Genomic DNA, 17110 nt, shown 5'->3' with positions numbered 1-17110 from the left:
CCGGCCGTGTCGACCGGGTGTTTGCCGAGGCGGGTGAACACCGCCCGCCGCCGAGCCGTACCGGAGGGCATGAGCGCGCTCCGGCCGGCCGACGAAGCAACAGCCCCCGACAAGACCGCCACCCCCCTTCCCCGCTCCCCGCGGCGGCCCCGGGCCGTCCGGCGGGCGTGGCGGCGGCGCCTCGGGGAGCGGCACCCCGCCGCCGCCCGGGCGCTGTCCGCCGCCGTCACCGTGCTCGCCGCCGCGCTCGTCGTCGCGGCGCTCGTGATGCCCGACTCCGTCGAACACCTCGGCCCCGCGGCGTTTCTGCGCATCCCCGCGGAGGCCGTCGTCGGGGCCGCGGTGCTGCCCGCCCTGGCGCGGCGCCCGCGGGTGGCGGTGGCGGCGGTGTCCGGGGTGCTGCTCGGGGCCGTGGCGGTGCTGAACGCGCTCGACATGGGCTTCGGCCAGTACCTCGGCCGCGAGTTCGACGTGGTCCTCGACTGGGGTCTGCTCGGCGACGCGGAGTCGTATCTGGAGGACTCCCTCGGCCGTACGGCCACCCTCGCCGCCGTCGCCGGGGTGCTCGCCGCGGTCCTGCTGCTCCTCGTGCTGCCGGCGCTGGCCGTGGTCCGGCTGAGCGACCTGCTCGCCCGGCACCCCGGCACCGCGGCCCGCGGCACTCTGGTGGCCGGGGTCGTCTGGATCACCTGTGCCTCCCTCGGCCTCCGGGCGGGGGGCCTGCCGCTCGCCTCCGACAGCACCGCGACCGCGCTGGAGGACCAGGCCCGCCGGGTCTCGGACACCCTCAAGGACGAGGCGGAGTTCCGGGAGGTGGCCCGGGTCGACGCGTTCGGGAACACCCCGGCCGGACAGCTGGTGCCCGATCTGCGCGGCAAGGACGTGGTCTTCACGTTCATCGAGAGCTACGGCCGCAGCGCGATCGAGGAGCCGATCACGGCGCCGGGCGTGGACCGGACGCTCGACGCCCGCACCAAGGCGCTGGCCGAGGCCGGTTTCCACGCCAGGAGCGGCTGGCTGACCTCGGCGACCTACGGCGGCAGCAGCTGGCTCGGCCACTCCACCACCATGTCCGGCCTGTGGATCAGCAACCAGCAGCGCTACCGCACCGTCATGGCGAGCGACCACATGAGCCTGACGGACGCGTTCGAGAAGACCGGCGCGTTCGACACGGTCGGGGTCATGCCGGGCGTGCGGAAGGAGTGGCCGGAGCAGAAGTGGTACGGCCTCGACACGGTCTACGACGCCTTCCGGCTCGGCTACCGGGGGCCCAGGTTCAGCTGGTCCACCATGCCCGACCAGTACGCGCTCCAGCAGTACCAGGAGCGGGTGCACGGCAAGCGGCCGGCCGACGGCAGGTCGCGGATGTCGCTGCTCATCCTGACCTCCAGCCACCAGCCCTGGGCACCCGTCCCGAGGATGGTGGACTGGGACCGGCTCGGTGACGGCTCGGTCTTCAAGGACATGGAGGCGGCGGGCGACAAGCCGGCCGACGTCATCGCCGACACCACCAGGTCCCGCGAGGAGTACGGCAAGTCGATCCAGTACTCGGTGACCGCGCTGACCCAGTGGCTGGAGCGCTACGGCGGCAAGGACACCGTGCTGGTCTTCCTCGGCGACCACCAGCCGATCGCCCGGGTCAGCGGCGACCACGCCAGCCGTGACGTGCCGGTGTCGGTCGTCGCCAGGGACCCCGAGGTCCTCGACAGGATCGCCGACTGGGGCTGGACGGACGGACTGCGCCCCGCCCACGACGCGCCGGTGTGGAAGATGAGTTCCTTCCGGGACCGCTTCCTGACGGCGTACGGCTCGACCCCGCACCCCAGGAAGGGCTGATCAGCCGCCGGAGGTGTCCAGCTCCGCGTCCTCGCCGACGCCCGCGCAGTCGTACGGGTCCTTCAGCCAGCCGTCCGGCAGCACCACCCGGTTGTTGCCGGACGTACGGCCGCGCGGGCCCTCCGCGCCGGCCGGCCACGGCTGGTCCAGGTCCAGCTCGTCCAGGCCGGCCCGCAGCTCCTGGAGGGAGGAGGTGATCGCGAGCCGCTTGCGCATCTCGGAGCCGACCGCGAAGCCCTTCAGGTACCAGGCGACGTGCTTGCGGAAGTCGACGACGCCCTTGGACTCGTCGCCGATCCACTCCCCGAGCAGGGTGGCGTGCCGGACCATGACGTCGGCCACCTGGCGCAGCGAGGGCCGCGCGATGTCCTGCGCCCGCCCCTCGAAGGCCGCCACCAGGTCCGCGAACAGCCACGGCCGCCCGAGGCAGCCACGGCCCACGACCACGCCGTCGCAGCCGGTCTCCCGCACCATCCGCAGCGCGTCCCCGGCCGACCAGATGTCGCCGTTGCCGAGCACGGGGATCTCCGGGACGTGCTCCTTCAGCCGGGCGATGGCGTCCCAGTCGGCGGTGCCGCCGTAGTGCTGGGCGGCGGTGCGGCCGTGCAGCGCGATGGCCGTGACGCCCTCCTCGACGGCGATGCGGCCGGCGTCGAGGAAGGTGATGTGGTCGTCGTCGATGCCCTTGCGCATCTTCATGGTCACCGGCAGGTCACCGGCGCCGGAGACCGCCTCGCGCAGGATCGCCCGCAGCAGGTTCCGCTTGTACGGCAGGGCGGACCCGCCGCCCTTGCGCGTCACCTTCGGCACCGGGCAGCCGAAGTTCAGGTCGATGTGGTCGGCCAGCCCCTCCTCCGCGATCATGCGGACGGCCTTGCCGACGGTCGCCGGGTCGACGCCGTACAGCTGGATCGAGCGCGGGCGCTCGCTCGCGTCGAACTTGATCAGCTGCATGGTCTTCTCGTTGCGCTCGACCAGCGCCCGGGTCGTGATCATCTCGCTGACGAACAGTCCCTTGCCGCCGCTGAACTCCCGGCACAGGGTGCGGAAGGGCGCGTTGGTGATCCCCGCCATGGGTGCGAGCACGACGGGCGGCGTCACGGCGTGCGGGCCGATGGAGAGCGGGTGGGTCATCGTCAGGGCTCCGGAGCGGATGGACGGCACAGGACACGGGCGAGCAACCATTGTCCCTCACCCGCGCGGCGGCCCGGGCGGCGGCCGTGCGGGTGGGGCGGTGCCCGTCCCATGGATCGTGTATGAGTCATTAGTTAACCGCACTATTGATATCGGCGTACGATGGGAGGCATGCCAGAGCTGAGCCCTCGCCGACGCGTGCTCGTGCTCGCGATCTGCTGCATGAGCCTGCTGATCGTGAGCCTCGACAACACCGCGCTGAACGTGGCGCTGCCCTCCATGCAGCGCGACCTGCACGCCACCACCTCCGGCCTGCAATGGACGATCGACGCCTACACGCTCGTGCTGGCCTCGCTCTTGATGCTCGCGGGCTCCACCGCCGACCGGATCGGGCGCAAGCGCGTCTTCTTGACGGGCCTGGTCATCTTCACCGCCGGCTCCGTGCTCTGCTCCCTCGCCCCCAGCCTGGAACTGCTGATCGTGTTCCGGATGGTCCAGGCGGTCGGCGGCTCGATGCTCAACCCGGTCGCCATGTCGATCATCACCAACACCTTCACCGACGCCCGGGAACGCGCCCGCGCGATCGGTGTGTGGGGCGCGGTGGTCGGCATCTCCATGGCGGCCGGCCCGCTGGTCGGCGGGTTGCTGGTGCAGTCGGTGAGCTGGCGCGCGATCTTCTGGGTCAACCTCCCGGTCGGGCTCGCCGCCCTCCTGCTCACCTTCCGTTTCGTCCCCGAGTCCCGCGCGCCCAGGGCCCGCCGTCCCGACCCGGTCGGCCAGCTGCTGGTGATCGCCCTGTTCGGCTCGCTGACGTACGCGATCATCGAGGCGCCGGAGTCGGGCGCCTCTCCGGTGGTGCCGTTCGCCGTGCTCGCGGTGGCCGCCCTGCTGGCCCTGCTGTGGTACGAGCCCCGGCGCGCGGAGCCCCTGATCGACCTGCGTTTCTTCCGCTCAGCCCCGTTCAGCGGGGCGACCGTGATCGCGATCAGCGCGTTCGCGGCCCTCGGCGGCTTCCTGTTCCTGTCCACGCTGTACCTCCAGAACGTGCGCGGGCTCGACGCCCTGCACGCGGGCCTGTGGATGCTCCCGATGGCCGTGCCGACCTTCCTGTGCGCGCCGCTGTCCGGCCGCCTGGTCGGCAGCCGCGGTCCCCGGCTCCCGCTGCTGGTGGCCGGTGCGGCGATGACCGCGAGCGGTGTGCTGTTCGCCGTGTTCGAGGCGGAGACGGCGAACGCCACCCTCGTCATCGGCTACGTCCTGTTCGGCATCGGCTTCGGCTTCGTGAACGCGCCGATCACCAACACGGCGGTGTCGGGCATGCCCCGCGCCCAGGCGGGCGTCGCCGCCGCCGTCGCCTCCACCAGCCGGCAGCTGGGCCAGACGCTCGGTGTCGCGGTGGTCGGGGCCGTCCTGGCCTCCGGCATCGGCTCGTCGCCGTACCGGCAGACGTTCGTCTCGGCGGCCCGCCCCGGCTGGTGGATCCTCACCGGCTGCGGCCTGGCCGTCCTGGTCCTGGGCCTGCTCTCCAGCGGTCACTGGGCCCGCCGCACGGCCGCGCGGACCGCCGAGAGCCTGGCGGCGGCCGAGGCGCGGCAGGCCGTCGAACCCGTCTCCGAACGCGCCTGAACACCCCCGGGCCCGGACCGCCGCCGGCCGGCACCCGCGCCCGGCACGGCATCCGGCAGACGGCCCCGCACCACCGCCCCGGACGCCGACGCCCCGCACCCGGCCATGCACAGCCCGCCGGTCACCCCCCGCCCGACACCACACCGACCGACGGCCGGACGCGGAACGCGCCCCGGGGACAGCCGCCGACGGCGAGGCGAACGGCGGACGGCACCCGCGCCCGGCACGCGAGCGCCCCGCACACCCCCCGCACCACCGCCCCGGACGCCGACGCCCCGCACCCGCCCCCCGAGGCGCACCCGGCCGAGCGCGACGCGCCGGTCACCACCCTTCCGACACCACCGCCCGACAGCGCGCCGACCGACCGTCGGGTGACCTCGCCGTACCCCCTCGCCGTATCCGGTGCGTCAGGTGACAGTCAGTCAGTTCGCTGCCGGCCGACGGGAGATCGGACGCCCCCTCCTTCCGCCGGACCAGGGTCGGGGCGTTGCGGTCGGCGCGGGCGGGTCGACGGCACCGGCGCGGTGGTGCTCCGTCCGCCCGGGCGACGGCCGGTCCGCGCCGCCGGGGCGGGGTCTCCGGTGGGTCACGGGGTCCCGCCAGGGGTCCCGGGGCCGGGTTCGAAATCGCCGGAAAACCGCTGTGACCTGCCATTTCGCCGGGGCGGAGACGGAGTTCCGGCCCGTCTCGAGTGGCCGCCCCGGCGGACCCGGGTCAGCCTGGGAGACGTCCATCGAGCGACAGGAGCGAAACATGACCTCCGTACTCCGCCATCGCCACGGCCGTGCTCTCGGTACCGGCGCCCTCTGCGCGGCGCTGCTCTGCGGCGGGACGGCCGGAGCCTTCGCGGCAGACGCGAGCCCCAGCCCCAGCCCCACGGACAAGAACACGAGCATGAGCCCGAGCCCGAGCCCCTCGGGCATGCACTCGATCAGCGTCCACGCCGACAAGTCCACGGTGAAGGCCGGTGAGACGGTGAAGTTCACCGGACGCACCAAGGGCCTGAAGGTGGGCAGTCCGCTGGTGCTCCAGCACGAGAAGGACGGCAAGTGGAAGGCGCTCAAGGCGACCGCCAAGGTCAAGACGGGCAACTCCTACGCCCTGCTGGCCAAGTTGGACACCAAGGGCACCGAGCACCTGCGGGTCGCGAGCGTGACCAAGTCCGGGAAGGTCTATTCGCCCACCGTCACCGTCACGGTGCACTGAGCCCGCGCACCAGTAGGTCCACGACGGCCGTGAACTCCTCCTCGATGCCGGGAAGCACCCAGTCCCGGGCGTAGCAGGGGTCGTGGAAGCGGCCGGTGGCCTGGAAGACGGCCCGTGCGGCCAGGGCCGGGTCGGACACCTGGAAGGTGCCCGACCCGGCCCCCGCCGCGATGATCCCGGTCAGCTGGCCGGTGAGATCGGCTATGTGCTCGCGGACCACATCCCCCAGCTCGTCGACGAGCACGGTGTAGGTCGCGAACAGCTCGGGGTCGTCGCCCGCCTTGTGCCGCTTGGCGGCGAAGAGGGCGGCGAGCCAGTCCCGCAGCCGCTGCGCCGGGTCGCGGTCCTCGGCGACGATCCCGGCGAGCCGCTGCGAGGTCCGGTCCAGCCAGCGTTTGGTGACCGCCTCGCGCAGCGCCGCCTTGGTGCGGAAGTGCCGGTAGACGCTGCCGTGGCTGACGCCGAGCGCGCGGGCCACGTCGACCACGGTGGCCTTGGCCGGACCGTGGCGGCGCAGCACCTCCTCGGTGGCTTCGAGGATGCGCTCGGCGGTCAGGGTCTCGCTGCTCGGTGGCATGCCTAGACGGTACCCGGCACCGGGATCAGCTCTCGCTGTCGAGCATGGCCATCTGGGCGGGGGCGTACCGCTCGCCGGCCGCCGCGTCCGCCGGCACGGCGGCCTCGATGGCCGCGAGGTCGGCCGCGTCCAGGGTCACGTCCAGGGCGCCCAGGGCCTCGCCGAGCCGTTCCCGGGTGCGGGAGCCGACCAGCGGCACGATGTCCTCGCCGCGGGAGAGCACCCAGGCGATGGCGAGCTGGGCGACCGTGACGCCCTTCCGTCCGGCGATCTCGCGCAGCGAGTCGACGAGCGTGAGGTTGTGCCGGAGGTTCTCGCCCTGGAAGCGGGGCGAGAAGGCGCGGAAGTCGGTCGCGGCGAACTCCTGGTCGGCGGTGAGGTGGCCGGAGATCAGTCCGCGCGAGAGCACGCCGTAGGCGGTGACGGCGATGCCGAGTTCGCGCAGGGTGGGCAGGATCTCCCGCTCGGGGCCGCGGGAGATGAGCGCGTACTCGATCTGGAGGTCGGCGATCGGGGCGGTGGCGGCGGCCCGCCGGATGGTGTCCACGCCGACCTCGCTCAGCCCGATGTGCCGGACGTACCCCTTCTCCACCAGCTCGGCGATCGCGCCGACGGTCTCCTCGATCGGCACGTCCGGGTCGAGGCGGGAGGGCCGGTAGACGTCGATGTGGTCGACGCCGAGGCGCTGGAGGGAGTACGCGGCGAAGTTCTTCACCGCGGCCGGGCGGCCGTCGAAGCCGGACCAGCCGCCGTCGGGGTCGCGCAGGGCGCCGAACTTCACGCTGACCACCGCGTTCTCGCGCAGGGCGGGCGGGGCGGTGCGCAGCGCCTCGCCGACCAGCAGTTCGTTGTGGCCCATGCCGTAGAAGTCGCCGGTGTCGAGCAGCGTCACGCCGGCCTCGAGGGCCGCGTGGACGGTGGCGATCGACTCGGAGCGGTCCGCGTCGCCGTACATGCCGGACATGCCCATGCAGCCGAGGCCGAGGGCGAAGACCCGGGGGCCGGTGGTGCCGAGGTTTCGGGTTCGCGTCGTCATGCCCTCACCTTGACATGACAGCTGACAGATTTCAATATCTGTCATTCCATTTTTGTTGAGCACGCGGCCGGATTGGTCCAGACCTATTGACGAGAGGTCTGGACCAGAGCACTGTCATGCCTACGACATCCCACGGCACCCACCCGGCACCGCGCCGGTCCCCCACCGGGAGGCCCCATGCTCCGTCGCACGCTGCGCCTGCTCACCGCCGCCCTCACCGGCGCCGTCCTCGCCCCGCTGGTGATCGCCACCGCGCCCGCCGCCTCCGCCGCCGACACCTGCGCGGTGAAGTCACGTCCGGCGGGCAAGGTGCTCCAGGGCTACTGGGAGAACTGGGACGGCAACGCCAACGGCGTCCACCCGCCCTTCGGCTGGACCCCCATCACCGACTCCCGTATCGCCGCCCACGGTTACAACGTGATCAACGCGGCCTTCCCGGTCATCCGCTCCGACGGCACGGCGCTGTGGGAGGACGGCATGGACGCCGGCGTGAAGGTGTCCACACCCGCCGAGATGTGTCAGGCCAAGGCGTCCGGGCAGACGATCCTGCTCTCCATCGGGGGCGCGGCGGCCGGTATCGACCTGTCCTCGACGGCCGTCGCCGACCGGTTCGTGGCGACGATCGTGCCGATCCTGAAGAAGTACAACTTCGACGGCATCGACATCGACATCGAGACCGGCCTGGTCGGCAGTGGGAACATCAACCAGCTGTCCACGTCGCAGGCCAACCTGATCCGCATCATCGACGGCGTCCTCGCCCAGATGCCGGCGGGCTTCGGACTGACGATGGCCCCGGAGACCGCGTACGTGACCGGCGGCAGCGTCACCTACGGCTCGATCTGGGGCGCCTATCTGCCGATCATCAAGAAGTACGCCGACAACGGCCGTCTGTGGTGGCTGAACATGCAGTACTACAACGGCAGCATGTACGGCTGCTCCGGCGACTCCTACTCGGCCGGGACCGTGCAGGGCTTCACCGCGCAGACCGACTGCCTGAACAAGGGGCTGGTGGTGCAGGGCACGACCGTGAAGGTGCCCTACGACAAGCAGGTCCCGGGTCTGCCGGCCCAGCCCGGAGCGGGCGGCGGCTACCTGTCCCCGTCCCAGGTCTCGCAGGCGTGGAGCCACTACGGCACGTCGCTCAAGGGCCTGATGACCTGGTCCGTCAACTGGGACGGCTCGAAGAACTGGACGTTCGGCGACAACGTCAAGGCGCTCCAGGGCCGCTGAGCGCCCCCGGACACACGGATGCCGGGCGGTCCCGCGGGGGACCGCCCGGCATCCGGCGTGACGGCTAGGCGCCCAGGAGGCGCTGGGCCAGGTAGCCCTCGATCTGGTCGAGCGACACCCGCTCCTGCTTCATCGAGTCACGCTCGCGCACGGTGACGGCGTTGTCCTCGAGGGTGTCGAAGTCGACGGTCACGCAGTACGGCGTACCGATCTCGTCCTGACGGCGGTAGCGGCGGCCGATGGCGCCGGCGTCGTCGAACTCGATGTTCCAGTTCTGCCGCAGCGCCTGCGCGAGACCCTTGGCCTTCGGGGACAGCTCCGGGTTGCGGGACAGCGGGAGCACCGCCACCTTCACCGGGGCCAGGCGGTGGTCGAGGCGCAGCACGGTGCGCTTCTCCATCTTGCCCTTGGCGTTCGGCGCCTCGTCCTCGACGTAGGCGTCGAGCAGGAAGGCCAGCATGGTGCGGCCGACACCCGCCGCCGGCTCGATGACGTACGGCGTCCAGCGCTCCCCGGCCTCCTGGTCGAAGTAGGAGAGGTCCTGGCCGGAGGCCTTGGAGTGGGCGCCGAGGTCGTAGTCGGTGCGGTTGGCGACACCCTCCAGCTCGCCCCACTCGCTGCCGCCGAACCGGAAGCGGTACTCGATGTCGGCGGTGCGCTTGGAGTAGTGGGAGAGCTTCTCCTTCGGGTGCTCGTACCAGCGCATGTTCTCCTCACGGAGACCCAGGCCCGTGTACCAGGCCCAGCGCTGCTCCATCCAGTACTCCTGCCACTGCTCGTCCTCGCCCGGCTTGACGAAGAACTCCATCTCCATCTGCTCGAACTCGCGGGTGCGGAAGATGAAGTTGCCCGGCGTGATCTCGTTGCGGAACGACTTGCCCATCTGGGCGATGCCGAACGGCGGCTTGCGGCGCGAGGTGGTCTGCACCTGGGCGAAGTTGGTGAAGATGCCCTGGGCGGTCTCGGGGCGCAGGTAGGCGACGGAGCCGGAGTCCTGGGTCGGGCCGAGGTGGGTGGAGAGGAGGCCCGAGAACTGCTTGGGCTCGGTGAACTGGCCCTTGTTGCCGCAGTTCGGGCAGTTGATGTCCGCGAGGCCGTTGGCCGGGGCGTGCCCCTTCTTCTCCTCGTAGGCCTCTTCCAGGTGGTCCGCGCGGAACCGCTTGTGACACGCGGTGCACTCGGTCAGCGGGTCCGTGAAGGTGGCGACGTGGCCGGAGGCCACCCAGACCTCGGGGGCCAGGATGACGGACGAGTCGATACCGACGACGTCCTCGCGCGACGTCACCATGTAGCGCCACCACTGACGCTTGATGTTCTCCTTGAGCTCGACACCCAGGGGTCCGTAGTCCCAGGCGGCACGCTGTCCGCCGTAGATCTCACTGCACGGGAAAACGAAGCCACGGCGCTTGCTCAGGCTGACGATGGTGTCGATCTTGTCGGCGGCCACGGTGCTCTCTTCATTACGACGACGGGCGTTGAAGCGAGATGCTTCCAGCGAATGATTCAGGTTACCGGCGCAGGCTCCCCCTCGGCCAAATCGGCCCCTGTTCAGACCGCCTGACGAGCGTTGTTGACAACGGTTTCCATGTTTGTTGAAAATGACTGTCATGAACGTACGACGACGCACCCGGCCCGGCGCGCCCCGCCTCATATCCGCCGCCGCGGTCGCCGCGGTCACCGCGCTCGGGATCGGCACCCTGTCCGGCTGCTCCGACGGCACGACCGTCGCAGCGGGCACCGACAAGTTCGACGTCGTCGCGTCGTTCTACCCGATGGCCTTCCTCGCCGAGCGGATCGGCGGGGAGCACGTCCACGTCACCACGCTCACCTCCCCCGGCCAGGAGCCGCACGACCTGGAGATCAGCCCCCGGCAGATCGCCTCGCTGGAGGAGTCCGACGCGGTCCTGTACCTGAAGGGCCTCCAGCCCTCGGTCGACGACGCGGTGGCCCAGTCCCCGGTCAAGACCAAGATCGACGCCGCCGCCCTCACCACGCTGGAGGACCACGGCACCGAGGTCGGCGGCCACGCGGCCGAGCACGACGACGAGGACCACGGGGAGAAGGCCGGCAAGGACCCCCACATCTGGCTCGACCCGGTGCGGTACGCCCAGGTCGCCGAGGGTGTCGGCAAGGCGTTCGAGAAGGCCGACCCCGCGCACGCGGCCGACTACCGCGAGAACACCGCGGACCTGGTCGGGCGGCTGGACGCCCTCGGCCACGAGTTCCGGCAGGGCCTCGCGCACACGCGGGGCAAGGTCTTCATCACCACGCACGCCGCCTTCGGCTACCTCGCCGAGCGCTACGGCCTGACCGAGGAGGCCGTGAGCGGCCTCGACCCCGAGTCGGAGCCGAGCGCCGCCCGGGTCAGGGACCTGGAGTCGATGGCCGCGGCCGACGGCGTCACCACCGTCTTCTACGAGACCCTGGTCAGCGACAAGACCGCGAAGACCATCGCGGCCGACGCCGGCCTGAAGACCGACGTCCTCGACCCGATCGAGGGCATCACGGACCGGTCCCGCGGCACGGACTACTTCGCCGTCCAGCGGGCCAACCTCAAGGCCCTCCAGCGAGCGCTGGGGGCCAAGTGACCGGCACGGGAGACGAGATGAGCAACGAGCCCGTCATAGCCCTGCGCGGCGTCACCGCCGAACTCGGCGCGCGGCCCGTGCTGCGCGGCATCGACCTCACCGTCGGCCGCGGCGAGGTCGTCGCGCTGCTCGGCGCCAACGGCTCCGGGAAGTCCACGGCGATCCGCGCGATCGTCGGCCAGGTGCCGGTCAGCGGCGGCACGGTCGACCTGTTCGGCGTCCCGCGCCGGTCCTTCCGCGACTGGGCGCGCGTGGGCTACGTACCGCAGCGCACCACGGCCGCGGGCGGCGTCCCGGCGACGGTCGCCGAGATCGTCTCCTCCGGCCGGCTGTCCCGCACCCGCTTCGGCGTCTTCCGCCGGACCGACCGGGAGGCCGTCCGCCACGCCCTGGAACTGGTCGGCATGGCGGACCGCGCCAAGGACTCGGTGACCGCCCTCTCCGGCGGCCAGCACCAGCGGGTGCTGATCGCCCGCGCGCTGGTCGCCCGGCCCGAACTGCTGATCATGGACGAGCCGATGGCGGGCGTCGACCTGGCCAGCCAGGAGGTGCTGGCCCGGACGCTGCGGCAGCAGGTCGAGGCCGGCACGACGGTCCTGCTGGTGCTGCACGAACTGGGCCCGCTGGAGCCCCTGATCGACCGGGCGGTCGTCCTGCGCGACGGCTGCGTCCAGCACGACGGCCCGCCCCCGCGGGCGGTCGGCCAGCACGCCCTGCCCGGCCATGACCACGTGCACCCGCACGCACCCGCGGGCGCCGAACCGATCCGCACGGGACTGCTGAGCTGATGGAATTCCTGGACTACGCCTTCATGCAGCGCGCGCTGCTGGCCGCCGTGCTGGTCGGCATCACCGCGCCCGCGGTCGGCATCTACCTGGTGCAGCGCCGCCAGGCCCTGATGGGCGACGGCATCGGACACGTCGCCATGACGGGCGTCGGCCTCGGCTTCCTGCTGTCCACGTCCCCCGTGTGGATGGCGACCGCCGTCTCGGTGCTCGGCGCCGTCCTGATGGAGCTGATCCGCTGGTACGGCAGGACGCGCGGCGACATCGCCCTCGCCATGCTGTTCTACGGCGGCATGGCCGGCGGCGTGATGCTGATCAACCTCGCGCCGGGCGGCTCCAACGCCAACCTGACGTCGTACCTGTTCGGCTCGTTGTCGACGGTCTCCTCCTCCGACGTGACCGCGATCTGCGTGCTGGCCGCCTTCGTCCTGCTGGTCACGCTGGGCCTGCGCCGGCAGTTGTTCGCGGTCAGCCAGGACGAGGAGTTCGCCCGGGTCACGGGCCTGCCGGTGCGCGCCCTGAACCTGCTGACGGCGGTCACCGCGGCCGTGACCGTGACGGTCGCCATGCGGGTCGTCGGACTGCTGCTGGTGTCCGCGCTGATGGTGGTGCCCGTGGCGGCGGCGCAGCAGCTCACCCGCAGCTTCACCGTCACCTTCGCGCTCGCCGTCGCGATCGGTGTGGCCGTGACGGTCAGCGGCACGGTGACGTCGTACTACCAGGACGTGCCGCCCGGCGCGACGATCGTCCTGCTGACCATCGCCGCGTTCGTCGCGCTCACCGCGCTGGCCACCCCGCTGGCCCGGCGGCGCGCCCGTGCGGCGGCCGCCGCACACCCCGCCGGAGACCCGGCGGACTGCGTGATTCCGGCCTCGCGGGACGCCGGGGACGAGATCGGCGTCTGACCGCCGACGGCCCGGGCTGGCACAATGGCCCGGGCAGAGGCGAGGCATCGAAGGAGGCATGACGGTGACGACCGCTGGACCGCCCGTGAGGGGCCGCTCGACCCGCCAGCGGGCAGCCGTGGCGGCGGCCCTGGGCGAGGTCGACGAGTTCCGCAGCGCTCAGGAACTGCACGACATGCTCAAGCACAAGGGCGACTCGGTCGGTCTGACCACGGTCTACCGCACCCTCCAGTCCCTCGCCGAGGCCGGCGAGGTCGACGTGCTGCGGACCTCCGACGGCGAGTCGGTGTACCGCCGCTGCTCGAGCGGCGAGCACCACCACCACCTGGTCTGCCGTGCCTGCGGCAAGGCGGTGGAGGTGGAGGGCCCGGCGGTGGAGAAGTGGGCGGAGGCGATCGCCGCGGAGCACGGGTACGTCAACGTGGCCCACACGGTGGAGATCTTCGGCACCTGCGCGGACTGCGCCGCCGGCCGGACGCCGTAGGCACGGCTCGGCTCCGCCCGAAGCAGCGCTCCAGCCGGGACACGTTCTCGGTGAAGACCGGCACGAAACCGGCCGGGGCCTTCCGGTAGCCGTGCGGGTCCTGCCGGACGGCGGCGTAGGGGGCCTTGGTGCCGTAGCTCTCGCGGTGGGCGGGGCCGCCCACCGCGGCGTGCGCGGGCAGCGCGGCGATCAGCAGGGCGCCGAGGGCGGGGGCGGGGGTGAGACGTCTCATGAGTCCCGCGTCCTCGGCGGCCCGTGTGCATACCCGGTGGCTAGGAGGTGGAATCGCCCTTCATCGCGGCCTCCATGGCGATCAGGTCCTCGTTCGGCACGGCTCCGCCGAAGCGCCGGTCCCGGGAGGCGAACTCCAGGCAGGCCCGCCACAGGTCACGCCGGTCGAAGTCGGGCCAGAGCACGTCCTGGAAGACCATCTCGGCGTACGCGCTCTGCCACAGCAGGTAGTTGGAGGTGCGCTGCTCGCCGCTGGGGCGCAGGAACAGGTCGACGTCCGGCATGTCCGGGTAGTACAGGTACTTCTGGATGGTCTTCTCGGTGACCTTGGACGGGTCGAGCCGGCCCGCCCGTACGTCCTCCGCGAGCGCCCGCGCCGCGTCGGCGATCTCCGCGCGCCCGCCGTAGTTCATGCAGAAGTACAGGGTGAGCAGGTCGTTGTCCTTGGTCTGCTCCTGGGCGACCTGAAGCTCCTGGGCGACCGACTTCCACAGCTTGGGCATCCGGCCCACCCAGCGCACCCGGATGCCCAGGGCGTCCAGCTCGTCGCGGGTCTTGCGGATGAAGTCCCGGTTGAAGTTCATCAGGAAGCGGACCTCTTCGGGGGACCGCTTCCAGTTCTCGGTGGAGAAGGCGTACAGGGAGATGTTGCGCACGCCGATCTCGATCGAGCCCTGGAGCACGTCCAGCACCCGCTCGGCGCCGACCTTGTGCCCCTCCGTGCGCGGCAGCCCCCGCTCCTTGGCCCACCGTCCGTTGCCGTCCATGACGATCGCGACGTGGTCCGGCACCAGCTCACCGGGAAGCTTGGGTGCGCGGGCACCGGAGGGGTGCGGTTCCGGTGCCTTGTACTCGCGCCGCCGGCGCCCCAGGATCCCGCGTACGACCATGTCCTTCTCGTCTCCTCGACCCGTGAACTACTTCTCTACGTACCGCAGGGAGCGCAGCCCGCGCTCCAGGTGCCAGTGCAGATATGCGGAGACCAGCCCGCTCCCCTCGCGGACGTGGCGCGCCTCGCACGCGTCCGCCGTCTCCCAGTCTCCCGTAAGCAGCGCCCCCAGCAGCACCAGGGTCTGCGGGGACGGCACGACGCTGCCGGGGACCCTGCAGTCGACGCAGACGGAGCCGCCGGAGGCGACCGAGAAGAACCGGTTCGGTCCGGGCATCCCGCACCTCGCGCAGTCGCCGAAGCTGGGCGCGTACCCGTTCACGGCGAGGGACCGCAGCAGAAAGGCGTCCAGCACCAGGTGCGGCGCGTGCTCGCCCCGGGCGAGCGTCCGCAGCGCGCCCACCAGCAGCAGGTACTGCTGGACGGCGGGCTCCCCCTCGTGGTCGGTGAACCGCTCGGCGGTCTCCAGCATGGCGGTCCCGGCGGTGTACCGGGCGTAGTCGGTGACGATCCCGCCGCCGTAGGGAGCGATCGTCTCGCTCTGCGTGCACAGCGGCAGCCCGCGCCCGACCAGTTCGCTCCCCCGCGCGAAGAACTGCACGTCCACGTGGGAGAAGGGCTCCAGCCGGGCCCCGAACTTGGACTTGGTCCGCCGCACCCCCCGGGCCACGGCGCGCACCCGCCCGTGACCGCGCGTGAGCAGGGTGATGATCCGGTCCGCCTCGCCCAGCTTCTGGGTGCGCAGCACGATGCCGTCGTCGCGGAACAGACTCATGTCCCCATTCTCGCCCATGGGGTGAGCGGTCCGGCCCGCCGCCGGGGGCTGGGCCATTCGTGTGCGCCGTCTTGACCGCCCCCACGGCCCCTCCTATGGTCGCGCTACCGATCGGACGTAGGACGTAGGACGTCGTATCTCCCACCCCCTGCCACCCCTCCCCTCTTCGACTTGCTGGAGGACCCGTGCGCGACGACGTGATCCCCGACGGACCGGCACCGCGCCGCCGGTCGTTCCTGACGGGCGCCGGGGCGCTGGTTGCGGGCGCGCTGCTGGCGGGCTGTTCCGCCGGCCCGGAGTCGACCAACGACACCGGCGGCGGGGGCGGCGGCAAGGACCGGACGCTGACCGCCGTCATCGGTTACGGCAACGACGGCAGCTGGGACCCGACGCAGACGGCGTCGGCGTTCGCGATGGCCGCCAACAACCACATCTACGAGGGGCTGCTGGACACCGATCCGATCACCCGGCTGCCCTATCCGGCGCTCGGCACCGAGGTGCCGAAGGACCCGGGCGCCACCACCTGGCGGTTCACGCTCCGCCCGGGCGCCACCTTCCACGACGGCAAGCCCGTCACCGCCGACGACGTCGTGTTCGTCTTCGACCGCATCCTGGACCCCGGGACGCAGACCCTGGCCAAGGGGTTCTTCGCCGGCTGGCTGGGCAGCGTCGTGAAGACCGGCCCGCGCGGCGTCGAACTGCGGCTGCGGTTCCCCTTCCCGGACGGGCTGTCCCGGCTCACCCTGGCCAAGATCATGCCCCGGCACGTCTATGCGAAGCCCGGGGCCTGGGACGATGCGATCAAGGGGCTGGCCGTGGGCTCGGGGCCGTACCGGCAGACCGCGCACCACCCGAAGTCGAACACCACCTTCGAGGCGTTCGCCGGCTACAACGGGCCCCGCAAACCGGCCTTCCGGCGCATGAACTGGCTGACGATCGTGGACGCGGCGCCGCGCGTCGCGAAGATCTCCGGCACCGGCGCCGGAGCGCAGATCGCCGACAACATCCCCTACGCCAACATCGCGCGGCTGGAACAGGGCGGGCTGAAGGTGGCCGGGGGCGCCGGGATGAACAACCTCTTCCTGATGTTCAACACCCGGCACAAGCCCTTCGACGACATCCGGGTGCGGCAGGCCCTGCACTACGCCATCGACACCGAGAAGATGGTGCGCGTCGCGCTGAAGGGGCACGGGAAGCCGGCGTCCTCCTTCCTCGACGAGGGAAATCCCGGCTACCGAAGGGCCCGGACCGTCTACGACCACGACCCGGAGAAGGCGAAGGCGCTGCTGAAGGCCGCCGGGGTCACCAGGCTGGAGGTCGACCTCCTCGCGGTCAACGTCAGCTGGATCGCCGACTGCCTGCCCACCATCAAGTCCTCGTGGGACGCGATCGGGGTGCGGACCACGCTGTCGCCGCAGGAGACCACGGCCGTCTTCACCAAGATGGACCAGAACCGGGACTACCAGGTGGTGGCGGCGGCCTCCAACCCGAACCAGTTCGGCCTCGACGCCGACCTGATCATGCACTACAACCACGGGCCCGGGAACCTGTGGATGCGCTACACCCGCTGGGCCGACGACCCGGTCGCCAAGCGGCTCTTCCAGGACATGGACCGGGCCACCCGGGAGCCGGACCCCGCGCGGAAGAAGGCGATGATCCAGGACTACATCGACGTCGTCGCGGAACAGGCCGTGCTCTACCCGGTCGTCCACAACGAGCTGATGACCGCCTGGGACGCGCGGGAGCTGAGCGGGATAAGGGCCCAGCCGTACCCCGGCGTCAACCTCCTCCAGGCCAAGTGGATCTGA

15 protein-coding genes are annotated in these 17110 nt (G+C 71.6%); 9 read left to right on the top strand and 6 right to left on the bottom strand.

Annotated features, from left to right (window positions below):
• The first annotated feature begins 267 nt into the window (after positions 1-267).
• Positions 268-1836 carry a hypothetical protein gene (locus IF37_RS0103175; RefSeq protein WP_052844958.1) on the top strand — a complete coding sequence of 523 codons (1569 nt, stop codon included), beginning with the start codon at positions 268-270 and terminating at the stop codon, positions 1834-1836.
• Here the strand turns inward: IF37_RS0103175 and dusB are convergent, their stop codons facing one another.
• Entirely contained in the window at positions 1837-2970 is a 1134-nt protein-coding gene (dusB, locus tag IF37_RS0103170) for a tRNA dihydrouridine synthase DusB (protein ID WP_030735695.1), read from the bottom strand.
• A 171-nt stretch (positions 2971-3141) separates the two neighbouring features.
• Between dusB and IF37_RS0103165 the strand changes: the two genes are divergently transcribed.
• A complete protein-coding gene (locus IF37_RS0103165) occupies positions 3142-4596 on the top strand; it encodes an MFS transporter (RefSeq protein WP_030735692.1) in 1455 nt (484 codons plus the stop codon).
• Positions 4597-5349: 753 nt separating this feature from the next.
• Positions 5350-5802 carry a hypothetical protein gene (locus tag IF37_RS0103160; protein ID WP_030735689.1) on the top strand — a complete coding sequence of 151 codons (453 nt, stop codon included), beginning with the start codon at positions 5350-5352 and terminating at the stop codon, positions 5800-5802.
• Here the strand turns inward: IF37_RS0103160 and IF37_RS0103155 are convergent.
• Both IF37_RS0103155 and IF37_RS0103150 read right to left on the bottom strand, forming a co-directional pair.
• Positions 5789-6379: a TetR family transcriptional regulator gene (locus IF37_RS0103155; protein ID WP_030735686.1), complete on the bottom strand. Its 591-nt coding sequence runs from the start codon at positions 6377-6379 to the stop codon at positions 5789-5791. The two genes, IF37_RS0103160 and IF37_RS0103155, sit on opposite strands and share 14 nt — an antisense overlap.
• Positions 6380-6404: 25 nt before the next feature.
• Positions 6405-7415, bottom strand: coding sequence for an aldo/keto reductase (locus IF37_RS0103150; protein WP_030735683.1), 1011 nt, complete (start codon positions 7413-7415; stop codon positions 6405-6407).
• 177 nt (positions 7416-7592) lie between these two features.
• Here IF37_RS0103150 and IF37_RS0103145 point away from each other — a divergent pair, with 177 nt between their 5' ends.
• The gene (locus tag IF37_RS0103145) at positions 7593-8645 is read left to right on the top strand and encodes a chitinase (protein WP_030735681.1); all 1053 of its coding nucleotides are present in this window, start codon (positions 7593-7595) and stop codon (positions 8643-8645) included.
• Between the two features lie 64 nt (positions 8646-8709).
• Here IF37_RS0103145 and IF37_RS0103140 read toward each other — a convergent pair whose 3' ends face one another.
• Entirely contained in the window at positions 8710-10092 is a 1383-nt protein-coding gene (locus IF37_RS0103140) for a glycine--tRNA ligase (protein WP_030735678.1), read from the bottom strand.
• Between the two features lie 160 nt (positions 10093-10252).
• On the opposite strand from IF37_RS0103140, the gene IF37_RS0103135 reads away from it, so the two are divergent.
• The 4 genes from IF37_RS0103135 to IF37_RS0103120 all read left to right on the top strand — a co-directional run bounded on the left by IF37_RS0103135 (position 10253) and on the right by IF37_RS0103120 (position 13407).
• Positions 10253-11233 carry a metal ABC transporter substrate-binding protein gene (locus IF37_RS0103135; protein WP_030735675.1) on the top strand — a complete coding sequence of 327 codons (981 nt, stop codon included), beginning with the start codon at positions 10253-10255 and terminating at the stop codon, positions 11231-11233.
• 17 nt (positions 11234-11250) lie between these two features.
• Positions 11251-12021: a metal ABC transporter ATP-binding protein gene (locus tag IF37_RS0103130; RefSeq protein ID WP_030735668.1), complete on the top strand. Its 771-nt coding sequence runs from the start codon at positions 11251-11253 to the stop codon at positions 12019-12021.
• Positions 12021-12923: a metal ABC transporter permease gene (locus tag IF37_RS0103125; protein WP_030735665.1), complete on the top strand. Its 903-nt coding sequence runs from the start codon at positions 12021-12023 to the stop codon at positions 12921-12923. Before IF37_RS0103130 ends, IF37_RS0103125 begins: the two co-directional genes overlap by 1 nt.
• A 64-nt stretch (positions 12924-12987) precedes the next feature.
• Positions 12988-13407, top strand: coding sequence for a Fur family transcriptional regulator (locus tag IF37_RS0103120; protein WP_030735663.1), 420 nt, complete (start codon positions 12988-12990; stop codon positions 13405-13407).
• Positions 13408-13679: 272 nt separating this feature from the next.
• Here the strand turns inward: IF37_RS0103120 and IF37_RS0103115 are convergent, their stop codons facing one another.
• Together IF37_RS0103115 and recO are read right to left on the bottom strand one after the other, a co-directional pair.
• Complete coding sequence (locus IF37_RS0103115; protein ID WP_030735661.1) at positions 13680-14528, bottom strand: isoprenyl transferase; 849 nt, start codon at positions 14526-14528, stop codon at positions 13680-13682.
• 27 nt (positions 14529-14555) lie between these two features.
• Positions 14556-15302 carry a DNA repair protein RecO gene (recO, locus tag IF37_RS0103110; protein ID WP_030735659.1) on the bottom strand — a complete coding sequence of 249 codons (747 nt, stop codon included), beginning with the start codon at positions 15300-15302 and terminating at the stop codon, positions 14556-14558.
• Positions 15303-15487: 185 nt separating this feature from the next.
• Between recO and IF37_RS0103105 the strand changes: the two genes are divergently transcribed.
• Positions 15488-17110 (top strand): ABC transporter substrate-binding protein, encoded by a 1623-nt coding sequence (locus IF37_RS0103105; protein WP_030735657.1) that lies wholly within the window; start codon positions 15488-15490, stop codon positions 17108-17110.

This window comes from Streptomyces sp. NRRL S-31 (assembly GCF_000718775.1).
Classification (GTDB): Bacteria; Actinomycetota; Actinomycetes; order Streptomycetales; family Streptomycetaceae; genus Streptomyces.
The sequence above is the reverse complement of the archived record's forward strand: the minus strand, read 5'-3'. Positions and strand labels throughout refer to the sequence as shown.